Here is a 23,065-nt window from a genome sequence, read left to right as displayed (position 1 = left end):
TCTTCCCCACACCGAACCAACAAAACAATAACCACATGATTAAAAACAAAAATAACTTTTACTTATGCCATTTTAGCGGTTAATTGATTCCCTATTGCATATGCTTGTACATACAAGTATATGTTAATAAAACCTGACGCCCGATTCAGACATGATGGGCAGGCAACGACGCCATCAATTCACACCGATTGAATTGCCACACTTCAAGTTGAGGAAAGAGCTGTGACTGCAAATAACAAAGTTCGCAATGTCGATGTACGCGCGCCTCGCGGCACACAATTAAACGCAAAAAGCTGGCTGACCGAAGCGCCGCTGCGCATGCTGATGAACAACCTCGATCCGGAAGTTGCAGAAAACCCGCATGAGCTGGTGGTTTACGGCGGCATCGGCCGCGCCGCCCGCGACTGGGACTGCTACGACAAAATCGTCGAAACCCTGAAAACGCTGGAAGAAGACGAAACGCTGCTGGTGCAGTCCGGTAAGCCGGTCGGCGTGTTCAAAACCCACAGCAACGCGCCGCGCGTACTGATCGCCAACTCCAACCTGGTGCCGCACTGGGCCACCTGGGAACACTTTAACGAACTGGACGCCAAAGGGCTGGCGATGTACGGCCAGATGACCGCCGGCAGCTGGATTTATATCGGCAGCCAGGGCATCGTGCAGGGCACCTACGAAACCTTCGTCGAAGCCGGCCGCCAGCACTACGACGGCAACCTGCAGGGCCGCTGGGTGCTGACCGCCGGTCTGGGCGGCATGGGCGGCGCGCAGCCGCTGGCGGCCACGCTGGCCGGTGCCTGCTCGCTGAATATCGAATGCCAGCAGAGCCGCATCGATTTCCGCCTGAAGACCCGCTACGTCGACGAACAGGCCAGCGATCTGGATGACGCGCTGGCGCGCATCAAGCGCTATACCGCCGAGGGCAAGGCGATCTCCGTCGCGCTGTGCGCCAACGCCGCAGATGTTCTGCCGGAACTGGTCAAACGCGGCGTACGCCCGGATATGGTCACCGACCAGACCAGCGCCCACGATCCGCTCAACGGTTACCTGCCGCAGGGCTGGAGCTGGGAAGAGTATCGTGAACGCGCCCAACGCGAGCCGGCGGTGGTAGTGAAGGCCGCCAAAAATTCGATGGCGGAACACGTCAAGGCAATGCTGGCGTTCCAGCAGATGGGTATCCCGACCTTTGACTACGGCAACAACATCCGTCAGATGGCCAAAGAAATGGGCGTCGACAACGCCTTCGACTTCCCGGGCTTTGTGCCGGCCTACATTCGTCCGCTGTTCTGCCGCGGCATCGGGCCGTTCCGCTGGGCCGCGCTGTCCGGCGATCCGCAGGATATCTACAAGACCGACGCGATGGTCAAGGAGCTGATCCCCGACGACGAGCACCTGCACCGCTGGCTGGATATGGCGCGTGAGCGCATCAGCTTCCAGGGCCTGCCGGCGCGCATCTGCTGGGTCGGCCTGGGTCAGCGCGCCAAGCTGGGCCTGGCGTTTAACGAAATGGTACGCCGCGGCGAACTGTCAGCGCCGATCGTCATCGGCCGCGATCACCTGGACTCCGGTTCGGTCGCCAGCCCGAACCGTGAAACCGAAGCGATGCAGGACGGTTCCGACGCCGTGTCCGACTGGCCGCTGCTCAACGCCCTGCTGAACACCGCCAGCGGCGCCACCTGGGTTTCCCTGCACCACGGCGGCGGCGTCGGCATGGGCTTCTCACAACACTCCGGCATGGTGATCGTCTGCGACGGCAGCGACGAAGCCGCCGAACGTATTGCCCGTGTTCTGCACAACGATCCGGCGACCGGCGTGATGCGCCATGCCGATGCGGGTTACGATATTGCCATCGACTGCGCCCGCGAGCAGGGTCTGAACCTGCCAATGGTTGCCGCCACTCAGGGGAAAAAAGCATGAAAACTCTCACTATCCGCCCTGGTAAACTGACGCTCGCCGAACTGCGCGACGTGTATCACCATCCGGTCAAATTAACCCTGGATGACAACGCTTACGCCGCCATCGAGCAGAGCGTCGCCTGCGTTGAACGCATCGTCGAGGAGAACCGCACCACCTACGGCATCAACACCGGCTTTGGCCTGCTGGCCTCGACCCGCATCGCCCGGGACGATCTGGAAAATCTGCAGCGCTCCATCGTGCTGTCCCACGCCGCCGGCGTCGGCGCACCGACCGACGACAGCCTGGTGCGCCTGATTATGGTGCTGAAAATCAACAGCCTGTCGCGCGGTTTCTCCGGCATCCGCCTGGAGGTGCTGCAGGCGCTGATGGCGCTGGTTAACGCCGAGGTCTATCCGCATATCCCGCTGAAAGGCTCGGTAGGCGCCTCCGGCGATTTGGCGCCGCTGGCGCACATGAGCCTGCTGCTGCTGGGGGAAGGCAAAGCGCGCCATCAGGGCGAGTGGCTGTCTGCCGGCGACGCGCTGGCGAAAGCCGGTCTGAAGCCGCTGCAGTTGGCGGCCAAAGAGGGGCTGGCCCTGCTGAACGGCACCCAGGTGTCCACCGCTTTCGCACTGCGCGGCCTGTTTGAGGCGGAAGATCTCTACGCCGCCGCCACGGTCTGCGGCAGCCTGAGCGTAGAGGCGGCGCTGGGTTCGCGCAGCCCGTTCGATCCGCGCATTCACGAGGTTCGCGGCCAGCGCGGCCAGATCGACGCGGCGGCGGCCTATCGCCACCTGCTGGGCGAACGCAGCGAAGTGTCCGACTCGCACCGCAACTGTGAAAAAGTGCAGGATCCCTACTCGCTACGCTGTCAGCCGCAGGTGATGGGCGCCTGCCTGACGCAAATTCGTCAGGCCAGCGAGATTCTGGCAGTCGAAGCCAACGCGGTGTCCGATAACCCGCTGGTGTTCGCCGAGCAGGGCGACGTGCTGTCCGGCGGCAACTTCCACGCCGAACCGGTGGCGATGGCCGCGGATAATCTGGCGCTGGCGTTCGCCGAAATCGGCTCGCTGTCCGAACGCCGCATCTCACTGCTGATGGATAAGCATATGTCGCAGTTGCCGCCGTTCCTGGTGAAAAATGGCGGCGTTAACTCCGGCTTTATGATCGCGCAGGTGACCGCTGCGGCGCTGGCCAGTGAGAACAAAGCGCTGGCGCACCCGGCCAGCGTCGACAGTATCCCAACCTCCGCCAACCAGGAAGACCACGTCTCCATGGCGCCGGCCGCCGGGCGTCGCCTGTGGGAAATGGCCGACAACGTGCGCGGCATTCTGGCGGTCGAATGGTTGGCCGCCTGCCAGGGTCTGGATCTGCGCGAAGGGCTGCACACCAGCGAAGGGCTGGAGCAGGCGCGCCGTCTGCTGCGCGAGCAGGTCAGCCATTACGATCAGGATCGTTTCTTCGCCCCTGATATTGAAGCGGCCAGCCAGCTGTTGGCGGCCCGTCACCTGACAGCGCTGCTGCCTGCGGCGCTGCTGCCAAGTCTGGCATAACCACATACTGACCACGCAGTTTGTTCTGCCCCGCCGGGTACGTTTCACCCGGCGCGGGCAGCATGTACCTGTTTCGCAAAACAACAACAACGGGAAGCAACATGCGTAGCGACACAACACAACTCAGACGCGGACTTAACGCGCGACATATTCGGTTTATGGCATTGGGTTCGGCGATCGGCACCGGCCTGTTTTATGGCTCCGCCGGCGCCATCCAGCTGGCCGGCCCGGCGGTCCTGCTGGCCTATCTGGTGGGCGGCGCGGCGGTGTTTATGGTGATGCGCGCGCTGGGAGAGATGGCGGTGCATCAGCCGGTTTCCGGCTCGTTCGGCCATTACGCCAGCCGTTACCTCGGCCCGCTGGCCGGTTTTCTCACCGGCTGGACCTATACCTTTGAAATGGTGATCGTCGCGCTGGCCGACGTCACCGCCTTCGGCATCTATATGGGGCTGTGGTTCCCGGACGTCGCCCAGTGGGTCTGGGTGCTGAGTATCATCCTCTTTATCGGCGCACTGAATATGTGCAGCGTAAAAGTATTCGGCGAAATGGAATTCTGGCTGTCGCTGATCAAAGTAGCGGCGATCGTCGCCATGATTATCGGCGGCGCGGCGGTGATGATGTTTGGCTTCGGCCAGGCCCAGCAGGCCACCGGCCTCAGCAATTTATGGCAGCACGGCGGCTTTATGCCTAACGGCTTCGGCGGCGTGGTGGCCTCGCTGGCGGTGGTGATGTTCGCCTTCGGTGGCATTGAAATTATCGGCATCACCGCCAGCGAAGCGAAGGATCCCGACAAGGTGCTGCCAAAGGCGATTAACGCCGTCCCGCTGCGCATCCTGCTGTTTTACGTGCTGACGCTGATGGTGCTGATGGCGATCTATCCGTGGAACAGCATCGGCCAGAACGGCAGCCCGTTTGTCGAGATCTTCAGCAGCCTGGGCATTGAATCGGCCGCCAACCTGCTGAACGTAGTAGTGATCACCGCCGCTATTTCCGCCATCAACAGCGATATCTTCGGCGCCGGACGGATGATGTACGGCATGGCGCAGGAAGGCCAGGCGCCGAGGAGCTTCACCAAACTGACCGGCAACGGCGTGCCCTGGATGACGGTGCTGGTGATGGCGATTGCCCTGCTGGTCGGCGTGGTGCTCAACTACCTGATCCCGAAACAGATCTTTATGATCATCGCCTCCATCGCCACCTTCGCCACCGTCTGGGTGTGGCTGATGATCCTGCTGTCGCAGATCGTCATGCGCCGCACCATCAGCAAAGAGGAAGCCGCCGCGCTGAGCTTCCCGGTGCCGTGGTGGCCGGTCGCACCGGCGCTGGCGACGGCGTTTATGGTGTTTGTCATCGGCCTGCTCGGTTACTTTGAGGAGAGCCGCATCGCGCTGTATGTCGGACTGGCCTGGGTGGCGCTGCTCACGCTGGCCTACTGGCTGTGGGTGCGCAAAAAAGGCAACGGTCTCAACATCGGCCAGTCGGCACACGATGTATAACCTTACGGGGCGCCTGGCGCCCCTTGTTATTTACGCCTGCGCCAGCGCCTGCTCAATATCCGCCAGCAGATCGTCGGCATCTTCCAGCCCGGCGGACAGCCGGATCAATCCGTCGCTGATATGGTGACGGTGGCGCTCCTCTTCGCTATAGGCCGAATGCGTCATACTGGCCGGATGCTCCGCCAATGATTCACAATCTCCCAGGCTGACCGCCCGCAGAATCAGCTGCAGCGCATTGAGGAAACGGATGCCCGCCGCCATGCCGCCCTTCAGCTCAAAGGCGATCATGCCGCCCGGGCGCGCCATCTGCCGCTGCGCCAGTTGGTACTGCCGGAAGACCGGCAGCCCCGGATAATAAACCCGCTCGACCGCCGGATGCCGCGCCAGCATTTCTGCAATGCGCTGCGCGGTGTCGCAGTGGCGTTCCATCCGCAGCGGCAGGGTTTTCAGCCCGCGCAGCAGCAGCGCCGCATCCTGCGCCGACAGCACCGCGCCGTTCATGTCCTTCAGGCCGATCAGGCGGATATCCTGCGCCAGCTCGGCGCGGGTCACCACCACCCCGGCCAGCAAATCGCCGTGCCCGCCAAGGTACTTGGTCGCCGAGTGCAGGACGATATCCGCCCCCAGCGCCAGCGGCTGCTGCAGATAAGGCGTACAGTAGGTATTATCCACCAGCAGCAGCGCCGCATGCCGGTGGGTAATCGCCGCCACCGCCGCAATGTCCACCAACCGCATATTGGGGTTGGCCGGCGTTTCACAATACACCAGCCGGGTGCGCGGCCCGATCGCCGCCGCCAGCGCCTCTGGCTGCGTCATATCGACGTGGGTCACCTTGACGCCGAAACGCTCCAGCCCGTGATGGAAGTAGCTGAAGGTGCAGCCGTACAGCGTTTCATCCACAATCAGCTCATCGCCCGGCCCGAGCAGAGTCCAGCAGCAGGCCGTCACCGCCCCCATGCCGGATGAAAACGCCACCGCCGCTTCGCCGCCCTCCAGATTGGCGATACGCTGTTCCAGCAGGTTAAGCGTCGGATTGGCGATGCGCGAGTAGAAATAGCCGGGTTCGGTGCCGGCAAAACAGGCGCCGCCGTATTCCGCCGACGGGAAAGTAAAGGTGGAGCTCATAAACACCGGCGGGCACAGTGCGCCATGATACTGCTGCGGGTCATAACCATGGTGGATGGCCCGCGTGGCGAAAGCCTGCTTGCTTGCTGACGACATAGTGACTCCTTGATATGGATGGTGACGATTATTCCGGTGTGACATCCGCCGGTAGGCTCGCGGCGCGCATGCGTCCGCCGATAATATTCAGAGTGCGCAATACCAACATCAGCCCGAGCAGCGTTTCCGGCTGACGCAACAGTGCGTACAGCCCGCGCAAAGTCGCCGGCTGCTCATTCTGCTGCAGTTCGCTATAGGCCATTTTCAGCGCCGTTCCCCCTTCCCAGCCGGCGCTGGTCAGGTCTTCAAATACTGCGGCCAGCTTCTCGACCAGCGCGCTATCCGCCATGTCGATCAAATCCGAGGTAAGCGAGAGCGCGTCGACCACGTTATTCAGCCGGCCGCTCGCCAGCAACGGGGACAGTTTTTCCATCAGCGCCGCCAGCGCCTCAGTCTGAGTGTTTTCCATGCTCCACTCCGTTATATCAGACCGCGCACCGCAGCCCAGTACAGACCGCGGTTCACGCCGTTGCGTAACATACCGCCCAGTTTGGTGGCCGGGGTTGGCACGACGTCATGACGATAGTCATACACCAGCGGCATACCGCTGCTCAGGCTGAACTGCGCCACCGCCTGAACCTTGCCGTCGTAATGGCGCACCGGATGGCCCAGCTGCATCTCCGCCACGATATTGTCGGCGATCACCGGCGCCTGATTGTGACAGGAGCCGCCCGCCTTGCTGATCGGCAGGTCGACCGTATCGCCGATCACATATACCCCACGCTGGTCGTAAACCTGCAGCGTCTGCGGGTCGGTCGGCAGCCATCCTTCGCCGTTATCGATATCGCTCAGGCCGGTATTGCGCACCATTTCCACCGCGCGAATCGGCGGTGTCGCCATCAGGATGTCGAACGGTTGTTCATCTCCCTCGGCGGAATAGGCGATGCGCCGCCCGGCATCCACCTGATTCAGAGTAAAGCCGCGCTGGTGCTTAATGCCGCGCGCGGCAAAAATTTCCGGCAGCGCTTCGCCGGTAGGACGCTGTAAAAACAGGCAGTTACGCAGCAGTTGGGAAATGGTCGGGTAGGTATAAATTATCTCTATCTGATTACGCACGCCGCGCTGGCGCAGGTACTCATCCAGCATCAGAGTGGTTTCAATCGGCGCGATGCCGCACTGATGCGGAACGTTGGGCGTCTGCGGGAAAGAGACGGTGATAAAGATGCGCCCTTTTTCAATCGTCGCCAGCTTATCCGCCAGCCGGCGTGCCGCCTGATACTGATAAAAGTGGTCGCCGCCTTCGGCCAGCCCGGGAATTTTTTCCGTCCAGGGCAGGCATCCGGTGGCAAAGACCAGAAAGTCATAGTCATAATTATTGCCGCTGGCGGTAAATAACCGGCGCTGCTGAAAATCAACGCCCTCCGCTTTATCGACAATAAATTTAATTTCCGGACGTAACAGACTTTGCTGCGCACGCATTAATTCATATTTAAAAAATGCGTTAAACGCGACATACATAAATGCCGGTTTGAAATAATGCGCCGCCGTTTGAGAAATCATTAATAACTCAACTTTATTATTAATAATTTCACGATGTAGTTTGCGCGCCAGAATGTTGGCCAGCATGGTGCCGCCGGTGCCGCCACCGACAATCACGATTCTTTTCCGCATGATATCTCCATTCAACCCGGCGCCAGGCCGGCGAAAGTGATAAAGAATATCCTTACGGAATATAAGTCTAGTGATGAAAAGTTATAATGCCAGCAAAAAAAGAATAAATAATTAACGCTATGGTTATTAACAATAAATATCACAAAAAAGAAAAAGTAAATGATGAGATATTAATAAATAACCGGCATATAATTTCTCTGCGGACTGGCATAAAAAAACCCGCCGCAGCGGGTTTTTATTATTCGCGACAATTCGCGATTATTACTGGCCTTTAACTTCTTTCAGACCATTGAACGGCGCACGCTCGCCCAGCGCTTCTTCGATACGAATCAGCTGGTTGTACTTGGCAACGCGGTCAGAACGGCTCATAGAACCGGTTTTGATCTGGCCTGCTGCAGTACCTACCGCCAGGTCAGCGATGGTCGCGTCTTCGGTTTCACCGGAACGGTGAGAGATAACCGCGGTGTAGCCGGCATCTTTCGCCATCTTGATCGCCGCCAGAGTTTCGGTCAGAGAACCGATCTGGTTGAACTTGATCAGGATAGAGTTGGCGATGCCTTTTTCGATACCTTCTTTCAGGATCTTGGTGTTGGTGACGAACAGGTCGTCGCCAACCAGCTGGATTTTGTCGCCCAGTACTTTGGTCTGGTAAGCGAAGCCGTCCCAGTCAGACTCGTCCAGACCATCTTCGATGGAAACGATCGGGTACTGTTTGGTCAGCTCTTCCAGGAAGTGGGTGAACTCTTCAGAGGTGAAGGCTTTGTTGCCTTCGCCGGCCAGCACGTACTTGCCGTCTTTGTAGAATTCGGACGCTGCGCAGTCCATCGCCAGGGTGATGTCTTTGCCCAGTTCGTAGCCCGCTGCTTTTACCGCTTCCGCGATAACCGCCAGCGCTTCAGCGTTGGAACCCAGGTTTGGCGCGTAGCCGCCTTCGTCGCCGACAGCGGTGTTCATGCCTTTGGATTTCAGCACTTTCGCCAGGTGGTGGAACACTTCAGAGCCCATGCGCACCGCTTCTTTCAGGGTCTTCGCGCCAACCGGCTGAATCATGAATTCCTGAATGTCGACGTTGTTGTCAGCGTGCTCACCGCCGTTGATGATGTTCATCATTGGCAGAGGCATGGAGAATTTGCCTGGGGTACCGTTCAGTTCAGCAATGTGCTCGAACAGCGGCATGCCTTTGGAGGCAGCGGCAGCTTTAGCAGCAGCCAGGGAAACCGCCAGAATGGCGTTGGCGCCGAACTTGGATTTGTTCTCGGTGCCGTCCAGTTCGATCATGATCTTATCGATGTTAGCCTGGTCTTTGGCATCTTTGCCCACCACGGCTTCAGCGATTGGACCGTTTACTGCGGCAACGGCTTTCAGTACGCCTTTACCCAGGAAACGAGACTTGTCACCGTCACGCAGTTCCAGCGCTTCACGGGAACCGGTAGAAGCACCTGACGGCGCAGCAGCCAGACCAACGAAACCGCCTTCCAGGTGAACTTCGGCTTCTACAGTTGGGTTACCGCGTGAGTCGATGATTTCACGGCCGATGACTTTAACGATTTTGGACATAGTAGGTTTTCCTCAAGTCACAAGTTAACTAAAACTCCAGACAAACAACGCGCGGTTCTCACCGCGCGTTGTCGCTAAAACGTTACTTCTCCTGACGCTTCTGCTGGTCAGCCGCCGCCTTCACAAAACCGGCGAACAGCGGATGCCCATCACGCGGCGTCGAAGTGAATTCCGGGTGGAACTGACAAGCGACGAACCATGGATGGTCCGGCAGCTCGATAATTTCAACCAACTTGTTGTCCGCAGAGCGGCCGGCTACGCGCAGCCCGGCGGCTTCAATCTGCTTCAACAGCATATTGTTAACTTCATAACGGTGACGGTGACGCTCGACGATGGTCGGCTCGCCGTACAGCTGACGCACCAGGCTGTCGTCGCTCAGATGACACTGCTGGCCGCCGACGCGCATGGTGCCGCCCAGGTCGCTCTCTTCGCTGCGCATTTCGACGTTGCCGTCTTCGTCGCGCCACTCGGTGATCAACGCCACGACCGGGTACTTACAGTCTGGCTCAAATTCGGTGGAGTTGGCGTTTTCCATTCCCGCAACGTGACGGGCAAACTCCATCAGCGCCACCTGCATACCCAGGCAAATACCCAGATAAGGAATATTGTTCTCGCGCGCATAGCGTGCGGTCATCACTTTGCCTTCCACGCCGCGGTAGCCGAAGCCGCCAGGGATAAGGATAGCATCCAGCCCTTTCAGCACTTCCACGCCGCGCGTCTCCACGTCCTGCGAATCAATCAGCTTGATGTTCACGGTAACGCGGTTTTTCAGGCCGCCGTGCTTGAGCGCCTCAATCACGGATTTATAGGCATCCGGCAGTTCGATATATTTGCCGACCATACCGATGGTCACTTCGCCGCCCGGATTGGCTTCTTCGTAAATCACCTGCTCCCACTCGGCCAGGTTGGCTTCCGGCGCGTTGAGGCTGAATCGTTTACAAATATAATCATCAAGCCCCTGAGATTTCAATAGGCCTGGGATTTTATAAATAGAATCAACGTCTTTCAGGGAGATAACCGCTTTTTCCGGCACGTTGCAGAACAGCGCAATTTTTGCCCGCTCATTGGCTGGAACGGCGCGATCGGAACGGCAAATCAGCACGTCCGGCTGAATACCGATGGAAAGCAGCTCTTTAACGGAATGCTGGGTAGGTTTGGTTTTCACTTCACCGGCTGCGGCCATGTACGGCACCAGCGTCAGGTGCATGTACAGCGTGTGCTCACGACCCACTTCCACCGCCATCTGGCGGATAGCTTCGAGGAACGGCAGTGATTCGATATCGCCGACGGTGCCGCCGATTTCCACCAGCACCACGTCGTGGCCTTCGCCGCCTTCGATGATGCGCTCTTTGATCGCGTTGGTGATGTGCGGAATAACCTGTACGGTCGCGCCCAGATAGTCGCCGCGGCGTTCTTTACGCAGCACGTCGGAATAGATGCGGCCGGTGGTGAAGTTGTTGCGGCGCGTCATTTTGGTACGGATGAAGCGCTCGTAGTGACCCAAGTCCAGATCGGTTTCTGCGCCGTCTTCGGTGACGAAAACTTCCCCATGCTGAATCGGGCTCATGGTGCCCGGATCCACGTTGATGTACGGGTCCAGTTTCATGATGGTAACGTTGAGGCCACGGGCTTCAAGAATAGCCGCCAGAGAGGCTGCGGCAATGCCTTTACCCAGAGAGGATACGACCCCGCCGGTCACAAAAATATAATTAGTTGTCATGCTGAACCTGAGAGTTTAGGTTTAAAGACGATGGAAGAACCAAGACGGGAAAGTAGTATACCCGAACCTGTCTTGACCTACAAACGATCGTTTTACTCTCCATCATCTCTGTCATCCCCGCGAGTTCCTCAGGTTTTTGCCGTTTACCGCCATCCGGGTAGGCTTTTAAAACAAAGGGTTAGCGATAAAAACCGTCGATTAACGCATGTCAGGGCCACTAAAACGCCTTACATTTCAGTTTGTTGGCTTTTTTAGCAGGCGCCGCTGCGCCGTATCCGCAACTGACGATAAGCTTAACCGTTTCAGCCTGAGCGAACATTGTGATCGATCAAACAAGCTGCCGGATGCCGTTACGCTAAATCAGACAGCGCAAAACGCATTTAGTTTTCCTGCTGCTTAACCTGCTGCCAGGCCTCTTCCATCTGCTCCAGCGTCGCCTCCGCCATCGTCAGCCCCTGCTGCGCGATGATGCTTTCCACCTGACGGAAGCGCCGCTCGAACTTGCGGTTGGCGGCCTGCAGTGCGTTTTCCGCCTTGTGGCCCAGATGGCGCGACAGATTCACCGTGGCGAACAGCAGGTCGCCGATTTCCTCTTCCAGCTTCTGTTGGTCCACCACCGCCTGCTGCGCTTCGTGCATCACTTCGTCAATCTCTTCATGCACCTTGTCGAGCACCGGGCCGAGCGTATGCCAGTCAAAGCCTACCGCAGCGCAGCGCTTCTGGATTTTGTGCGCCTTCATCAGCGCCGGCAGCGCGTTGGGGATATCGTCCAGCGCTGAGTGCAGCGCCTTTTCCGCCCGCTCACCGGCCTTCAGCTGCTCCCAGCGCGCCGCAATCGTCGCGTTGTCCGCAGCGTCAGCGTCGCCGAAGATGTGCGGGTGGCGGCGCTCCAGCTTGTCGCTGATGGCGGTGCACACCTCGTCAAAATCAAACAGCCCCTGCTCCTGCCCCATCTGGGCGTAGAACACCACCTGAAACAGCAGATCGCCCAGCTCATCGCGCAGGTCGGCGTAGTCCTGGCGCTCAATGGCATCCAGCACCTCATAGGTTTCTTCCAGCGTATACGGCGCGATGGTGGCGAAGGTCTGCTTGCGGTCCCACGGGCAGCCCGCCTGCGGGTCGCGCAGCGTTTTCATGATATTGAGCAGACGCTGCAGCGGAGTAGATGGGGTCATGGCAAAATCTCTGAAAAAGAACGGACGCTCATTATGGCGTCCGTCTCCTTGATGGCTCAATAAGTTTTGCGTTGTATTTCAACAGCTGCGCCGCATCCAAACGTCAGGCACCTGAATCCCCAATGGATTTCGCGCCACATCTAGGCGGCAACAACGAGGCGGTGTGAAAGACGCCGGAGATTCAGCTGCCGTGCAGACGCTTGGCATCTATCACATCCGGCAGTTGGTTCAGCTTCGCCAGCACCCGGCCCAGCACCTGCTGGTTGTAGATTTCGATATCCATATCGATGGTGGCCATCTGCTTTTTGGTATCGCTCCGGCTGGCGACGCCCAGCACGTTCACCTTTTCGTTGGCGAGGATGGTGGTGATATCACGCAGCAGGCCGCTGCGATCGTTGGCCATCACCCTCACCACCAGCGAATAACCGCTGGAATAGCTTTCCCCCCACACGGCGTCGACGATGCGCTCCGGCGCGTGGGATTGCAGTTCGGTCAGCTGGTCGCAATCGGCGCGGTGGATGGAGATACCGCGTCCCTGAGTGATAAAGCCGATGATATCGTCGCCCGGAATCGGCTGGCAGCAGCGGGCGATGTGGTGCATCAGATTGCCGACGCCCTCCACCACCACCCGGCCATCGTCTTTCTTGCGGGTCGCCGGCGGCGCCTTGTGCTGCACCAGTTGGCGCAGCGCTTCGCGATCCTGCTCTTCGGCGCTCGGCTTATTGAACTTGCTCTGCAGGAAGTTCACCATCTGATTGAGGCGAATATCCCCGCCGCCAATCGCCGCCAGCACTTCGTCCAGCGAGTTCATGTTGTAGCGCGGGATCAGCAGTTTTTCCGCCTCTTTCAGGCTGATGCCGAGGTGTTCCAGTTCGTTGTCCAGCATCTGGCGGCCGGCCAGGATGTTTTTATCGCGATCCTGCTTACGGAACCAGTTATGAATCTTCGAACGTCCGCGGCTGGTGGTGACGTAGCCAAGGTTCGGGTTCAGCCAGTCGCGGCTCGGGTTCGGCTGCTTCTGAGTGATAATTTCAATCTGGTCGCCCATCTGCAGCTGATAGGTGAACGGCACGATGCGCCCGCCGATCTTGGCGCCGATGCAGCGGTGGCCGACGTCGCTGTGGATGTGGTAGGCAAAGTCCAGCGGCGTTGAGCCGGCCGGCAGGTCGACCACGTCGCCCTTCGGCGTAAACACATACACCCGGTCGTCGAACACCTGGCTGCGCACTTCGTCGAGCATTTCGCCGGAGTCGGCCATCTCTTCCTGCCAGGCGATCAGCTTACGCAGCCAGGCGATGCGCTCTTCGTAACCGGAACGCACCGTAACACCGGCGCCCTCTTTGTATTTCCAGTGCGCGGCGACGCCCAGCTCGGCGTCCTCGTGCATCTGGCGGGTACGGATCTGGATCTCGACCGTTTTGCCGCGCGGGCCGAGCACCACGGTGTGGATCGACTGATAGCCGTTGGGTTTCGGGTTGGCGACATAGTCGTCGAACTCGTCCGGCAGATGACGGAAATGGGTATGCACAATGCCAAGCGCCGCATAGCAGTCCTGCAGCCGTTCGGCCACGATGCGCACCGCACGCACGTCGAACAGCTCGTCGAACGCCAGCGCCTTTTTCTGCATTTTGCGCCAGATGCTGTAGATATGCTTGGGACGGCCGTAGATTTCCACCCGAATATCTTCGTCCGCCATCGCCTTGCGCAGCGAAGCAACAAAATCATCAATAAACTGTTCGCGGTCGATACGGCGTTCATGCAGCAGCTTGGCGATGCGCTTGTATTCTTCCGGATGCAGGTAGCGGAAGCAGAAATCCTCCAGCTCCCACTTCAGCTGGCCGATACCCAGGCGGTTGGCCAGCGGCGCATAGATATTGGAGCACTCCTTGGCCGCCAGCACCCGTTCATCTTCCGGCGCGTCTTTCACTTCACGCAGGTGGGCAATACGTTCCGCCAGTTTGATCACCACGCAGCGGAAATCTTCCACCATCGCCAACAGCATGCGGCGCACGTTATCGACCTGCTCGGAGCCCATCGAGTCGTTGTGGGTCGCCTTCAGCTGGCGAATCGCATCCATATCGCGCACGCCGTGTACCAGCGCGACGATATTGTTGCCGAACGCCTCGTTCAGGGTCTCTTCCTGCACCAGACCGGCGTCGGCCAGCGGGAACAGCAGCGCGGCGCGCATGCTGTCGTTGTCCATGCTGAGGGTCGAGAGAATTTCCACCATCTCCAGACCGCGCCCCAGCAGTTTCGGCGCGTCCGGATGGTCTTTGGTCTGTTGCTCGCAATAGCGCCAGGTATCGGCCAGCCGTTCAACGGACTGTGGGTTGGGTAGCCCAAGACCGGCAAGCCACTCGTCGAGAGCGAATTCACCCGCCGTGTTCAAATGTGCACTTCTTACCGCAACCATACCTTCTCCCTACTTTGCAGCGACCACAGGCAACCGCTATTCCTGACGGATAAACAGCGCCATTGATTCAAGATGCCCCGTGTGCGGGAACATATCCAGCATACGCACACGCGCAAGACGATAACCGGCGGACAGCAACGTTTTGCTGTCGCGCGCCAGCGTGGTGGGGTTACAGGAAACGTACACCACCCGCTCCGGCGCCAGTTTTACAATATGTGACATCACTCCAGCCGCGCCCGCCCGGGCAGGATCCAACATAACCTTATCAAATCCCTGTTGCGCCCAAGGCTGCCGCTCCACGTCTTCTTCCAGGTTCTGATGAAAAAACGACGCATTACTCAGTAAATTCTTATGTGCATTATATTGCCCATTCGCTACCAGCGTGGCAACACCTTCGATGCCGACCACCGCTTTCGCCCGCCGAGCCAGCGGCAGGGTGAAATTGCCCATACCGCAGAACAGATCCAGCACCCGATCGTCGGGCTGAATCTCCAGCCACTCCAGCGCCTGCGCCACCATCTGCTGGTTGACCGCATCGTTCACCTGAATAAAGTCGCGCGGACTGAAGTCTAAGCGTAGCCCGTCAACCTGATAATACGGCGTATCACCGCACAGTTTCTCCAGTTGTTCGCTGTCCGACGCCAAATAAATCGTTACGGCATTTTGCCGGGCGAAGGTCAGCAGCGCCTCGCGGTCGGCCGGCCTGAGCGCATCCAGGTGCCGCAACACCAGCAGCGGCCCGTTGTCCGCCAGCACCAGTTCGGCATGCCCCAGGCGCTTCACCGCCTGCAGCCCGCTCAGGCAGGCGCGCAGCGGCGTCAGCAGTCGCTCCAGCTCCGGCGCCAGCACCGGGCACTGAGTCACCGACACCAGCTCGCTGGAGCCAGCCTGACGAAAGCCCATCTGCAGGGTTTGCCGCTTCGGCTGCCACATCAGCCCCAGACGCGCGCGCCGGCGATAGCCGTATTGCGGCCCGGCGATCACCGCCTCCTGCGGCACGCTGACGCCGGTTTCGCGGGCGATCATCCGTTCCAGCGCCGCTGCCTTGCTCTGCTGCTGCAGGCTTTCATCCGCATGCTGCTGCTGACAGCCGCCGCAGACGCCAAAGTGCGGACAGCGCGGCTCCACCCGCTGCGGGCTGCGGCTCAGCAGGCGTTTCAGCTTGCCTTTGGCGAACTGACGCTTGTCTTCCGTCAGCTGAATTTCCGCCTGTTCGCCCGGCAGTACGTCCGGGATAAACACCGCTTTACCGTTGTGGCGCGCCACACCCTGACCGAAGGGATCGAGGTCGCTCACCGTCACGGTGAAGATTTGTGTGTTCTGCCGGGTCGTCACGCGGCGTTTGGGAGAGTAGAATTGCGCCATAAAATTGTCGGTTGCTGGTTCATTAAGCTAGGATTAGCGCAATTCTCCCACATTGGAATCTCATGACCAAATACAGCCTGCGCGCGCGCATGATGATATTGATTCTGGCCCCTACATTATTGATCGGCCTGTTGCTCAGTACCTTCTTCGTCGTGCACCGTTATAATGAGCTGCAGGAGCAGCTGGTGGACGCCGGCGCCAGCATTATCGAACCGCTCGCCGTCGCCAGCGAATACGGCATGACCTTCCGCAGCCGTGAGTCGGTGCGCCAATTGGTCAGCCTGCTGCACCGCCGCCACTCCGATATCGTGCGCTCCATCACCGTGTTCGACGCGCAGAACAACCTGTTTGTCACTTCCAATTATCACCATAATTTCGCCCAGTTGCAGATCCCGAAAGGTGTGCCATTGCCCACCGATCTGATGCTGACGCGCCGCGGCGACTCGCTGATTCTGCGCACGCCGATCATGTCGGAGAACCAATACCCCGACGAGGCTGCCGAAAGCGGCGCGCACGGCGACAATAACCTCGGCTATGTGGCCATCGAGCTGGATCTGCAGTCGGTGCGCCTGCAGCAGTACAAAGAGGTGTTTGTCTCCACGCTGCTGTTGCTGCTGTGTATGTGTATCGCCATCCTGTTCGCCTACCGGCTGATGCGCGACGTCACCGGGCCGATCCGCAATATGGTCAACACCGTCGACCGCATCCGCCGCGGCCAGCTCGACAGCCGGGTGGAAGGCTTTATGCTCGGCGAACTGCACATGCTGAAAAACGGCATCAACTCCATGGCGATGTCGCTGACCGCCTATCACGAAGAGATGCAGCAGAATATCGATCAGGCAACCTTCGACCTGCGTGAAACGCTGGAGCAGATGGAGATCCAGAACGTCGAGCTGGATCTGGCCAAAAAGCGCGCGCAGGAAGCCGCGCGCATCAAATCCGAGTTCCTGGCTAATATGTCGCACGAGCTGCGCACCCCGCTGAACGGCGTGATCGGCTTTACCCGCCAGATGCTGAAAACCGAACTGAGCGCCACCCAGAACGACTACCTGCAAACCATCGAGCGTTCGGCGAACAACCTGCTGACCATCATCAACGACGTGCTGGACTTCTCCAAGCTGGAAGCCGGCAAGCTGGTGCTGGAGCATATTCCGTTCGCGCTGCGCGAAACGCTGGACGAAGTGATCGTGCTGCTGGCGCCTTCCGCCCATGAAAAAGGGCTGGAGCTGACGCTCGACGTCCACAACGACGTGCCGGAGCAGGTGGTCGGTGACTCGCTGCGCCTGCAGCAGGTGATCACCAACCTGCTGGGCAACGCGGTCAAATTTACCGAAACCGGCAATATCGATATCCGGGTGGAGTTGCGCAACCAGCTGGAACATCAGGTCGAGCTGGAGGTGCAAATCCACGACACCGGCATCGGCATCTCCGAACGCCAGCAGTCGCAGCTGTTCCAGGCGTTCCGTCAGGCGGACGCCAGCATCTCGCGCCGCCACGGCGGCACCGGCCTCGGGCTGGTGATCACCCAGAAGCTGGTGAAAGAGATGAACGGCGATATCTGTTTCCACAGCCAGCTTAACCGCGGCTCCACCTTCTGGTTCCATATTACGCTGGACCTGAATGAAGATCTGATGACGCGCCAGCCGTGCCTGCCGGAGCTGAGCGGTAAGACGCTGGCCTATATAGAATCCAATCCGACGGCGGCGCAGGCGACGCTGAATATGCTCAACGCCACGCCGCTGGTCGTCACCCATTCGCCGACCCTCGGCCAGCTGCCCGTCGGCGATTATGACTTTATGCTGGTGGGCGTACCGATCCCGTTCCGCGACAAGATGGCGCAGCATCAGGACAAACTGCTGAAAGCGCTCAACTATGCCAGACGGGTAATTCTGGCCCTGCCGTATCAGTCACAGATCGATGCCGAACTGCTGAAAGAACAGGGCGCTATAGGCTGCCTGGTCAAGCCGGTCACCAGCACCCGCCTGTTCCCGCTGCTGCGCATGGAAACGCCGCGTCAGGAACACGCCGCGCCGGCGCGTAAACGCCTGCCGCTGACCGTGATGGCGGTGGACGACAACCCGGCCAACCTGAAACTGATCGGCACCCTGCTGGCGGAACAGGTGGAAAAAACGCTGCTGTGCGAAAGCGGCGAAGAAGCCATTGCGCTGGCGCGTGACAACGTGCTGGACCTGATTCTGATGGATATCCAGATGCCGAATATCGACGGCATCCGCACCAGCGAGCTGATCCGCCAGCTGCCGCACCATAACTCCACGCCGATCGTTGCAGTCACCGCCCACGCGGTCAGCGGCGAGCGGGAGCACCTGCTGCAGGCCGGCATGGACGATTATCTGGCGAAACCGATTGACGAAGCGATGCTGACACGCGTTCTGTCGCGCTACCACAGCGGCGTACAAGAGGCGGAGGCCACACCGCCGCCTGGCACAGAACCGCTGGCGTCGCTGGACTGGCCGCTGGCGTTGCGTCAGGCGGCCAATAAACAGGATCTGGCGCGCGACCTGCTGCAAATGCTGCTCGACTTCCTGCCGCAGGTGAGGGAGCGGGTGCAGGCGGTACTGGACGGCGCGCAGGACGACACGCTGCTGGATCTGATCCACAAACTGCACGGCAGCTGCAGCTACAGCGGCGTGCCGCGGCTGAAGCAGACCTGCTTCTATATTGAACAACAGCTGCGTCAGGGCGTCGCCATCGAGGATCTGGAGCCGGAGTGGCTGGAGCTGCTCGATGAAATCGAGCTGGTCAGCCAGGCGGCCAGAAAACACCTGGGTTAACCGTCAGAATACGGCCTCTTCCCCGTCAGGAAGAGGCCGCCGTTACTGCCCCTGCGCCACCTTCAGCGTCGCCGCAATATTGCGCGCCGTCGCCCGCACGTTTTCAGCAGCGTCGTGCAACGCCTCTTCCAGCGTACAGACGCGATACAGCACGCTGAACACCGCATCCACTCCGTGCTGATGCACCACGCCGACATCGTCGCTCAGGCTGCCGGCAATGCCGATCACCGGTTTGCCGTAACGTTTGGCGACCCGCGCCACGCCAATCGGCACCTTGCCTTTGATGCTCTGGCTATCGATGCGTCCTTCGCCGGTGATCACCAGCGTCGCGTCACGCACCAGCGCGTCCAGCCCCAACGCCTCGGTGACGATCTCAATCCCCTGGCGCAGTTCTGCCCGACAAAACGCCAGCAGTCCGGCGCCCATGCCGCCGGCCGCGCCGGCGCCGGGCACCTGCTGGACATCCACGCCCAGCGTACGCTTGATCACCTGCGCATAGTGGCCCAGCGCGCCGTCCAATTCCGCCACCATCTGCGGCGTCGCCCCTTTCTGCGGGCCGAAAATGGCGGAAGCGCCCTCCGGCCCGGTCAGCGGGTTGGTCACATCGCAGGCCACCTCAAACCGGCACTGGCCGATACGCGCATCCAGCCGGCTGAGGTCAATCTGCGCCAGCGTCGCCAGCGCGGCGCCGCCAAAACCGATCTCCTCGCCGCGCTCGTCCAGCAGCCGCGCGCCCAGCGCCTGTACCATGCCGGCACCGCCGTCATTGGTCGCGCTGCCGCCAATGCCGATAATGCAGTGCCTGACGCCGTGCTCCAGCGCGCAGCGGATCAGCTCTCCGGTACCGTAGGAGGTGGTTTTCAGCGGGTTGCGCCGCCCGGTGGGCAGTCGCTCCAACCCGCTGGCCGCCGCCATCTCGATAAACGCGCTGCGCCCGTCTCCGGACAGGCCGAAAAACGCCGGCGTCGTCTCGCCTAACGGCCCGGTAACGTCCACCTTGATAATCCGCCCGCCGGTCGCCGCCACCATGGCTTCCACCGTTCCTTCTCCGCCGTCGGCCAGCGGCAGTTTGACGAACTCCGCAGCGGGGAAAACCTCGCGGAACCCGTCCTCAATGCAGGTGGCCACCGCCAGCGCGGATAAACTCTCTTTATATGAATCCGGCGCGATCACTATTTTCATAAGCTGCCTGCACAATCCCTAACTCGTGACTTGGACTTTGGCCAACTTCTCGTAATAACAGGCCAAAGCGCTGTGGTCCGCACCGCCCAGATCGTCGACCCGCAGCGCCTGCATCATCTCCATCACCGCCGAGGTCAGCGGTAGCTGCGCACCGATACCGTGCGAAGTGTCCAGCGCGTTAGCCAGATCCTTGATGTGCAATTCGATGCGGAACCCCGGTTTGAAATTACGCGCCAGCACCATCGGCGCTTTGGCATCCAGCACCGTGCTGCCCGCCAGCCCGCCGCGAATCGCCTGATAGACCCGCTCAGGATCGACGCCGGCCTTGGTGGCCAACACCAGCGCTTCCGACATCGCGGCGATATTCAGCGCGACGATCACCTGGTTCGCCAATTTCGTCACGTTGCCGGCGCCGATCTCGCCGGTATGCACCACCGATCCGGCCATCGCCTTCATCACCTCATAGCAGCGGTCGAACACCGCCTTCTCGCCGCCGACCATCACCGACAGCGTGCCGTCAATCGCCTTCGGCTCGCCGCCGCTGACCGGCGCATCCAGCATGGCAACCTGCTTTTCCGCCAGTCTGGCGCTGATTTCCCGACTGGCCAACGGTGCGATCGAACTCATATCAATCACCACCGTGCCCGGCTTCGCCCCCTCAATAACGCCGTTCTCCCCCAGCACCACCTCCTGCACCTGCGGTGAGTTGGGCAGCATGGTGATCACGATGTCGCACTGCGCCGCCACCGCTTTAGGCGTATCGGCGCTCTCCGCACCCAGCTCGCTCAGCTCGGCGGTGGTTTCCGCCCGATGATTCAGCACCACCAGCGCATAGCCGGCTTTCAACAGGTTTTTGCTCATCGGTTTGCCCATAATGCCCAGGCCGATAAATCCAATTTTCATCTTCTGCTCCTTATTTCACACCAGGTTTAAAACGGTCGCACAGCGCCTGCGTCGCACCGCGCAGCACGCCTAAATCACTGCCGACGGCGACAAATTTCGCCCCCCACTCCAGATAGCGGCGCGCATCGGCTTCGGCCGGCGCCAGAATGCCGCTCGGTTTCCCCGCCGCCGCCGCACGCTCAAAGATGTGTCGAATAGCCGCCTGCACCTGCGGATGATTCGGCTGGCCGAGATACCCCAGCGCGGCGGACAGATCCCCGGGGCCGACGAAGATACCGTCAACGCCCTCCACCGCGGCAATGGCATCCAGATGGTCGATGCCCGCCTGCGTTTCGATCTGCACCAGCACGCTGATATTGTCGTTAACGCTGCTGAAGTAATCGCTGACCGTGCCGTAGCCGTTGCTGCGGTGGGAGACCGACACGCCGCGAATGCCGGCCGGCGGATAGCGCGTGGCCGCCACCGCCTGCAGCGCCTGCTCTTCACTCTCCACAAACGGGATCAGGAAGTTAAAAAAACCGATATCCAGCAGGCGTTTGATAATCACCGGCTCGTTACAGGGCGGCCGCACCACCGCCGCACTGCTGCTGCCCTTCAGCGCCATCAGTTGCGGCACAAAGGTGGTGATATCATTCGGCGCATGCTCGCCGTCCAGCACCAGCCAGTCGAAACCGGCCAGCCCCAGCACTTCGGTCGAGATCGGGTTGCCCAGCGCCGACCAACAGCCGATAAGGGTTTCCCCCTGCTGCAGAGACTGACGAAAGCGGTTGTGACAACTGTTCATGGCGTATCCTTTACGTTGAAGGGTGAAAAGACGAACAAGGCGGATTAGCGCACCAGGCAAGGGCGTTTATTATCGAAGGCCCAATCCGGCACCAGGAACTGCATACCCATCGCGTCATCGCGCGCGCCGAGGCCGTGGGTTTTATACAGCTCATGCGCCTTCATCAGGCGATCGCGATCCAGCTCGATCCCCAGCCCCGGCTTCTGCGGCACCGCCACGCGGCCGCCGGCGATGGTCAGCGGTTCGCGCGTCAGGCGCTGGTTGCCTTCCTGCCAGATCCAGTGGGTATCAATGGCGGCGATGTTGCCCGGCGCGGCGGCGGCCACGTGGGTGAACATCGCCAGCGAGATATCGAAATGGTTATTGGAGTGCGATCCCCAGGTCAGACCGAATTCGTGGCACAGCTGCGCCACCCGCACCGATCCCTGCATCGTCCAGAAGTGCGGGTCCGCCAGCGGGATATCCACCGACTGCAGCTGCAGCGTATGGTGCATCTGGCGCCAGTCGGTAGCGATCATATTGGTGGCGGTCGGCAAGCCGGTGGCGCGGCGGAACTCCGCCATCACTTCGCGACCGGAGAAGCCCTGCTCGGCGCCGCACGGATCCTCGGCGTAAGCCAGCACGTTGCGCAGCCGCCTGCCCAGACGGATCGCTTCTTCCAGCGACCAGGCGCCGTTCGGATCGAGCGTGATGCGCGCCTGCGGGAAACGCTCCGCCAGCGCGGTGACCGCATCGGCTTCTTCTTCGCCGGCCAGCACCCCGCCTTTCAGCTTGAAGTCGTTAAAACCGTATTTCTCATAGGCGGCTTCCGCCAGGCGCACCACCGCCTGCGGCGTCAGCGCCTCCTCATGGCGCAGCCGGTACCAGTCGCAGGCATCGTCCGGCTGGCTCTGATACGGCAGCGGGGTTTTATTGCGGTCGCCGATATAGAACAGATAGCCGAGCATCTCCACCGACTCACGCTGCTGCCCGTCCCCCAGCAGCGCCGCCACCGGCACCTCCAGGAACTGCCCCAGCAGATCGAGCATCGCCGCTTCAATGCCGGTCACCACGTGGATGGTGGTGCGCAGATCGAACGTCTGCTGGCCGCGTCCCGCCGCATCGCGATCGGCGAAGCGCTGGCGCACCGCCGTCATCACGTTTTTATATTCGCCGAGCGTTTTCCCCACCACCAGCGGCTGCGCATCCTCCAGCGTCTGGCGGATCTTTTCGCCGCCTGGCACTTCTCCGACGCCGGTATTGCCGGCGTTATCCTGCAGAATCACAATATTGCGGGTGAAAAACGGCGCGTGGGCACCGCTCAGGTTCAGCAGCATGCTGTCATGGCCGGCGACCGGCACCACCTGCATGGCGATAATTTTTGGAGCACTGTGAAACGTGGTCATAAGTCTGTCCTTTTC

16 protein-coding genes are annotated in these 23,065 nt (G+C 60.3%); 4 read left to right on the top strand and 12 right to left on the bottom strand.

The genetic code is table 11. From position 1 onward, the window contains the following. The first annotated feature begins 222 nt into the window (after nt 1-222). The 3 genes from hutU to CLM71_RS03725 all read left to right on the top strand — a co-directional run bounded on the left by hutU (nt 223) and on the right by CLM71_RS03725 (nt 4,942). Nucleotides 223-1,914, top strand: a complete 1,692-nt coding sequence (gene hutU, locus CLM71_RS03735) for a urocanate hydratase (RefSeq protein WP_105229813.1) — start codon at nt 223-225, stop codon at nt 1,912-1,914. Further along, nucleotides 1,911-3,446: a histidine ammonia-lyase gene (gene hutH / locus CLM71_RS03730; RefSeq protein ID WP_105229812.1), complete on the top strand. Its 1,536-nt coding sequence runs from the start codon at nt 1,911-1,913 to the stop codon at nt 3,444-3,446. The genes hutU and hutH overlap by 4 nt, the downstream gene beginning before the upstream one ends. Before the next feature lie 101 nt (nt 3,447-3,547). Beyond that, complete coding sequence (locus tag CLM71_RS03725; RefSeq protein WP_105229811.1) at nt 3,548-4,942, top strand: amino acid permease; 1,395 nt, start codon at nt 3,548-3,550, stop codon at nt 4,940-4,942. 30 nt (nt 4,943-4,972) lie between these two features. On the opposite strand, the gene CLM71_RS03720 is transcribed toward CLM71_RS03725, so the two are convergent. From CLM71_RS03720 to rlmD, 8 genes are all read right to left on the bottom strand, one after another. Continuing rightward, a complete protein-coding gene (locus CLM71_RS03720; protein ID WP_105229810.1) occupies nt 4,973-6,163 on the bottom strand; it encodes a methionine gamma-lyase in 1,191 nt (396 codons plus the stop codon). Nucleotides 6,164-6,191: 28 nt separating this feature from the next. After that, the gene (locus CLM71_RS03715) at nt 6,192-6,572 is read right to left on the bottom strand and encodes a hypothetical protein (RefSeq protein ID WP_105229809.1); all 381 of its coding nucleotides are present in this window, start codon (nt 6,570-6,572) and stop codon (nt 6,192-6,194) included. Nucleotides 6,573-6,583: 11 nt separating this feature from the next. Continuing rightward, entirely contained in the window at nt 6,584-7,774 is a 1,191-nt protein-coding gene (locus CLM71_RS03710; protein ID WP_105229808.1) for an NAD(P)/FAD-dependent oxidoreductase, read from the bottom strand. Nucleotides 7,775-8,035: 261 nt separating this feature from the next. Beyond that, on the bottom strand, nt 8,036-9,331 hold the full coding sequence (gene eno / locus CLM71_RS03705; protein WP_105229807.1) for a phosphopyruvate hydratase: 1,296 nt from the start codon (nt 9,329-9,331) through the stop codon (nt 8,036-8,038). 82 nt (nt 9,332-9,413) lie between these two features. After that, nucleotides 9,414-11,051: a glutamine hydrolyzing CTP synthase gene (pyrG, locus tag CLM71_RS03700; RefSeq protein WP_105229806.1), complete on the bottom strand. Its 1,638-nt coding sequence runs from the start codon at nt 11,049-11,051 to the stop codon at nt 9,414-9,416. A gap of 380 nt (nt 11,052-11,431) precedes the next feature. Further along, nucleotides 11,432-12,226: a nucleoside triphosphate pyrophosphohydrolase gene (mazG, locus tag CLM71_RS03695; RefSeq protein ID WP_105229805.1), complete on the bottom strand. Its 795-nt coding sequence runs from the start codon at nt 12,224-12,226 to the stop codon at nt 11,432-11,434. 181 nt (nt 12,227-12,407) lie between these two features. Next, nucleotides 12,408-14,639, bottom strand: a complete 2,232-nt coding sequence (gene relA, locus CLM71_RS03690) for a GTP diphosphokinase (protein WP_105229804.1) — start codon at nt 14,637-14,639, stop codon at nt 12,408-12,410. A 36-nt stretch (nt 14,640-14,675) separates the two neighbouring features. Next, the gene (gene rlmD / locus CLM71_RS03685) at nt 14,676-16,004 is read right to left on the bottom strand and encodes a 23S rRNA (uracil(1939)-C(5))-methyltransferase RlmD (RefSeq protein WP_105229803.1); all 1,329 of its coding nucleotides are present in this window, start codon (nt 16,002-16,004) and stop codon (nt 14,676-14,678) included. Between the two features lie 62 nt (nt 16,005-16,066). On the opposite strand from rlmD, the gene barA reads away from it, so the two are divergent. Beyond that, nucleotides 16,067-18,796 (top strand): two-component sensor histidine kinase BarA, encoded by a 2,730-nt coding sequence (gene barA / locus CLM71_RS03680; RefSeq protein WP_105229802.1) that lies wholly within the window; start codon nt 16,067-16,069, stop codon nt 18,794-18,796. A 42-nt stretch (nt 18,797-18,838) separates the two neighbouring features. Here the strand turns inward: barA and CLM71_RS03675 are convergent, their stop codons facing one another. From CLM71_RS03675 to gudD, 4 genes are read right to left on the bottom strand one after another with little or no spacing between them, the layout of a single operon-like run. Beyond that, nucleotides 18,839-19,978, bottom strand: coding sequence for a glycerate kinase (locus CLM71_RS03675; protein WP_105229801.1), 1,140 nt, complete (start codon nt 19,976-19,978; stop codon nt 18,839-18,841). 18 nt (nt 19,979-19,996) lie between these two features. Further along, nucleotides 19,997-20,881: a 2-hydroxy-3-oxopropionate reductase gene (gene garR, locus CLM71_RS03670; protein ID WP_105229800.1), complete on the bottom strand. Its 885-nt coding sequence runs from the start codon at nt 20,879-20,881 to the stop codon at nt 19,997-19,999. Between the two features lie 10 nt (nt 20,882-20,891). Next, nucleotides 20,892-21,665 (bottom strand): 2-dehydro-3-deoxyglucarate aldolase, encoded by a 774-nt coding sequence (gene garL / locus CLM71_RS03665; RefSeq protein WP_105229799.1) that lies wholly within the window; start codon nt 21,663-21,665, stop codon nt 20,892-20,894. 44 nt (nt 21,666-21,709) lie between these two features. Continuing rightward, complete coding sequence (gene gudD / locus CLM71_RS03660) at nt 21,710-23,050, bottom strand: glucarate dehydratase (protein WP_105229798.1); 1,341 nt, start codon at nt 23,048-23,050, stop codon at nt 21,710-21,712. Nucleotides 23,051-23,065 lie beyond the last annotated feature (15 nt).

This window comes from Serratia sp. MYb239, from assembly GCF_002966855.1.
GTDB lineage: Bacteria > Pseudomonadota > Gammaproteobacteria > Enterobacterales > Enterobacteriaceae > Serratia_B > Serratia_B rhizosphaerae.
Note: the sequence above shows the minus strand (reverse complement) of the source record. Positions and strands in the feature narration are given on the sequence as shown.

Bases quoted from the DNA above. Each gene is read 5' to 3' on its own strand.
- hutH (WP_105229812.1), top strand. From the start codon at position 1,911: ATGAAAACTCTCACTATCCGCCCTGGTAAACTGACGCTCGCCGAACTG.
- gudD (WP_105229798.1), bottom strand. From the start codon at position 23,050: ATGACCACGTTTCACAGTGCTCCAAAAATTATCGCCATGCAGGTGGTG.
- rlmD (WP_105229803.1), bottom strand. From the start codon at position 16,004: ATGGCGCAATTCTACTCTCCCAAACGCCGCGTGACGACCCGGCAGAAC.
- CLM71_RS03725 (WP_105229811.1), top strand. From the start codon at position 3,548: ATGCGTAGCGACACAACACAACTCAGACGCGGACTTAACGCGCGACAT.
- barA (WP_105229802.1), top strand. From the start codon at position 16,067: ATGACCAAATACAGCCTGCGCGCGCGCATGATGATATTGATTCTGGCC.
- CLM71_RS03715 (WP_105229809.1), bottom strand. From the start codon at position 6,572: ATGGAAAACACTCAGACTGAGGCGCTGGCGGCGCTGATGGAAAAACTG.
- garL (WP_105229799.1), bottom strand. From the start codon at position 21,665: ATGAACAGTTGTCACAACCGCTTTCGTCAGTCTCTGCAGCAGGGGGAA.
- mazG (WP_105229805.1), bottom strand. From the start codon at position 12,226: ATGACCCCATCTACTCCGCTGCAGCGTCTGCTCAATATCATGAAAACG.
- eno (WP_105229807.1), bottom strand. From the start codon at position 9,331: ATGTCCAAAATCGTTAAAGTCATCGGCCGTGAAATCATCGACTCACGC.
- CLM71_RS03710 (WP_105229808.1), bottom strand. From the start codon at position 7,774: ATGCGGAAAAGAATCGTGATTGTCGGTGGCGGCACCGGCGGCACCATG.
- CLM71_RS03675 (WP_105229801.1), bottom strand. From the start codon at position 19,978: ATGAAAATAGTGATCGCGCCGGATTCATATAAAGAGAGTTTATCCGCG.
- relA (WP_105229804.1), bottom strand. From the start codon at position 14,639: ATGGTTGCGGTAAGAAGTGCACATTTGAACACGGCGGGTGAATTCGCT.
- garR (WP_105229800.1), bottom strand. From the start codon at position 20,881: ATGAAAATTGGATTTATCGGCCTGGGCATTATGGGCAAACCGATGAGC.
- CLM71_RS03720 (WP_105229810.1), bottom strand. From the start codon at position 6,163: ATGTCGTCAGCAAGCAAGCAGGCTTTCGCCACGCGGGCCATCCACCAT.
- pyrG (WP_105229806.1), bottom strand. From the start codon at position 11,051: ATGACAACTAATTATATTTTTGTGACCGGCGGGGTCGTATCCTCTCTG.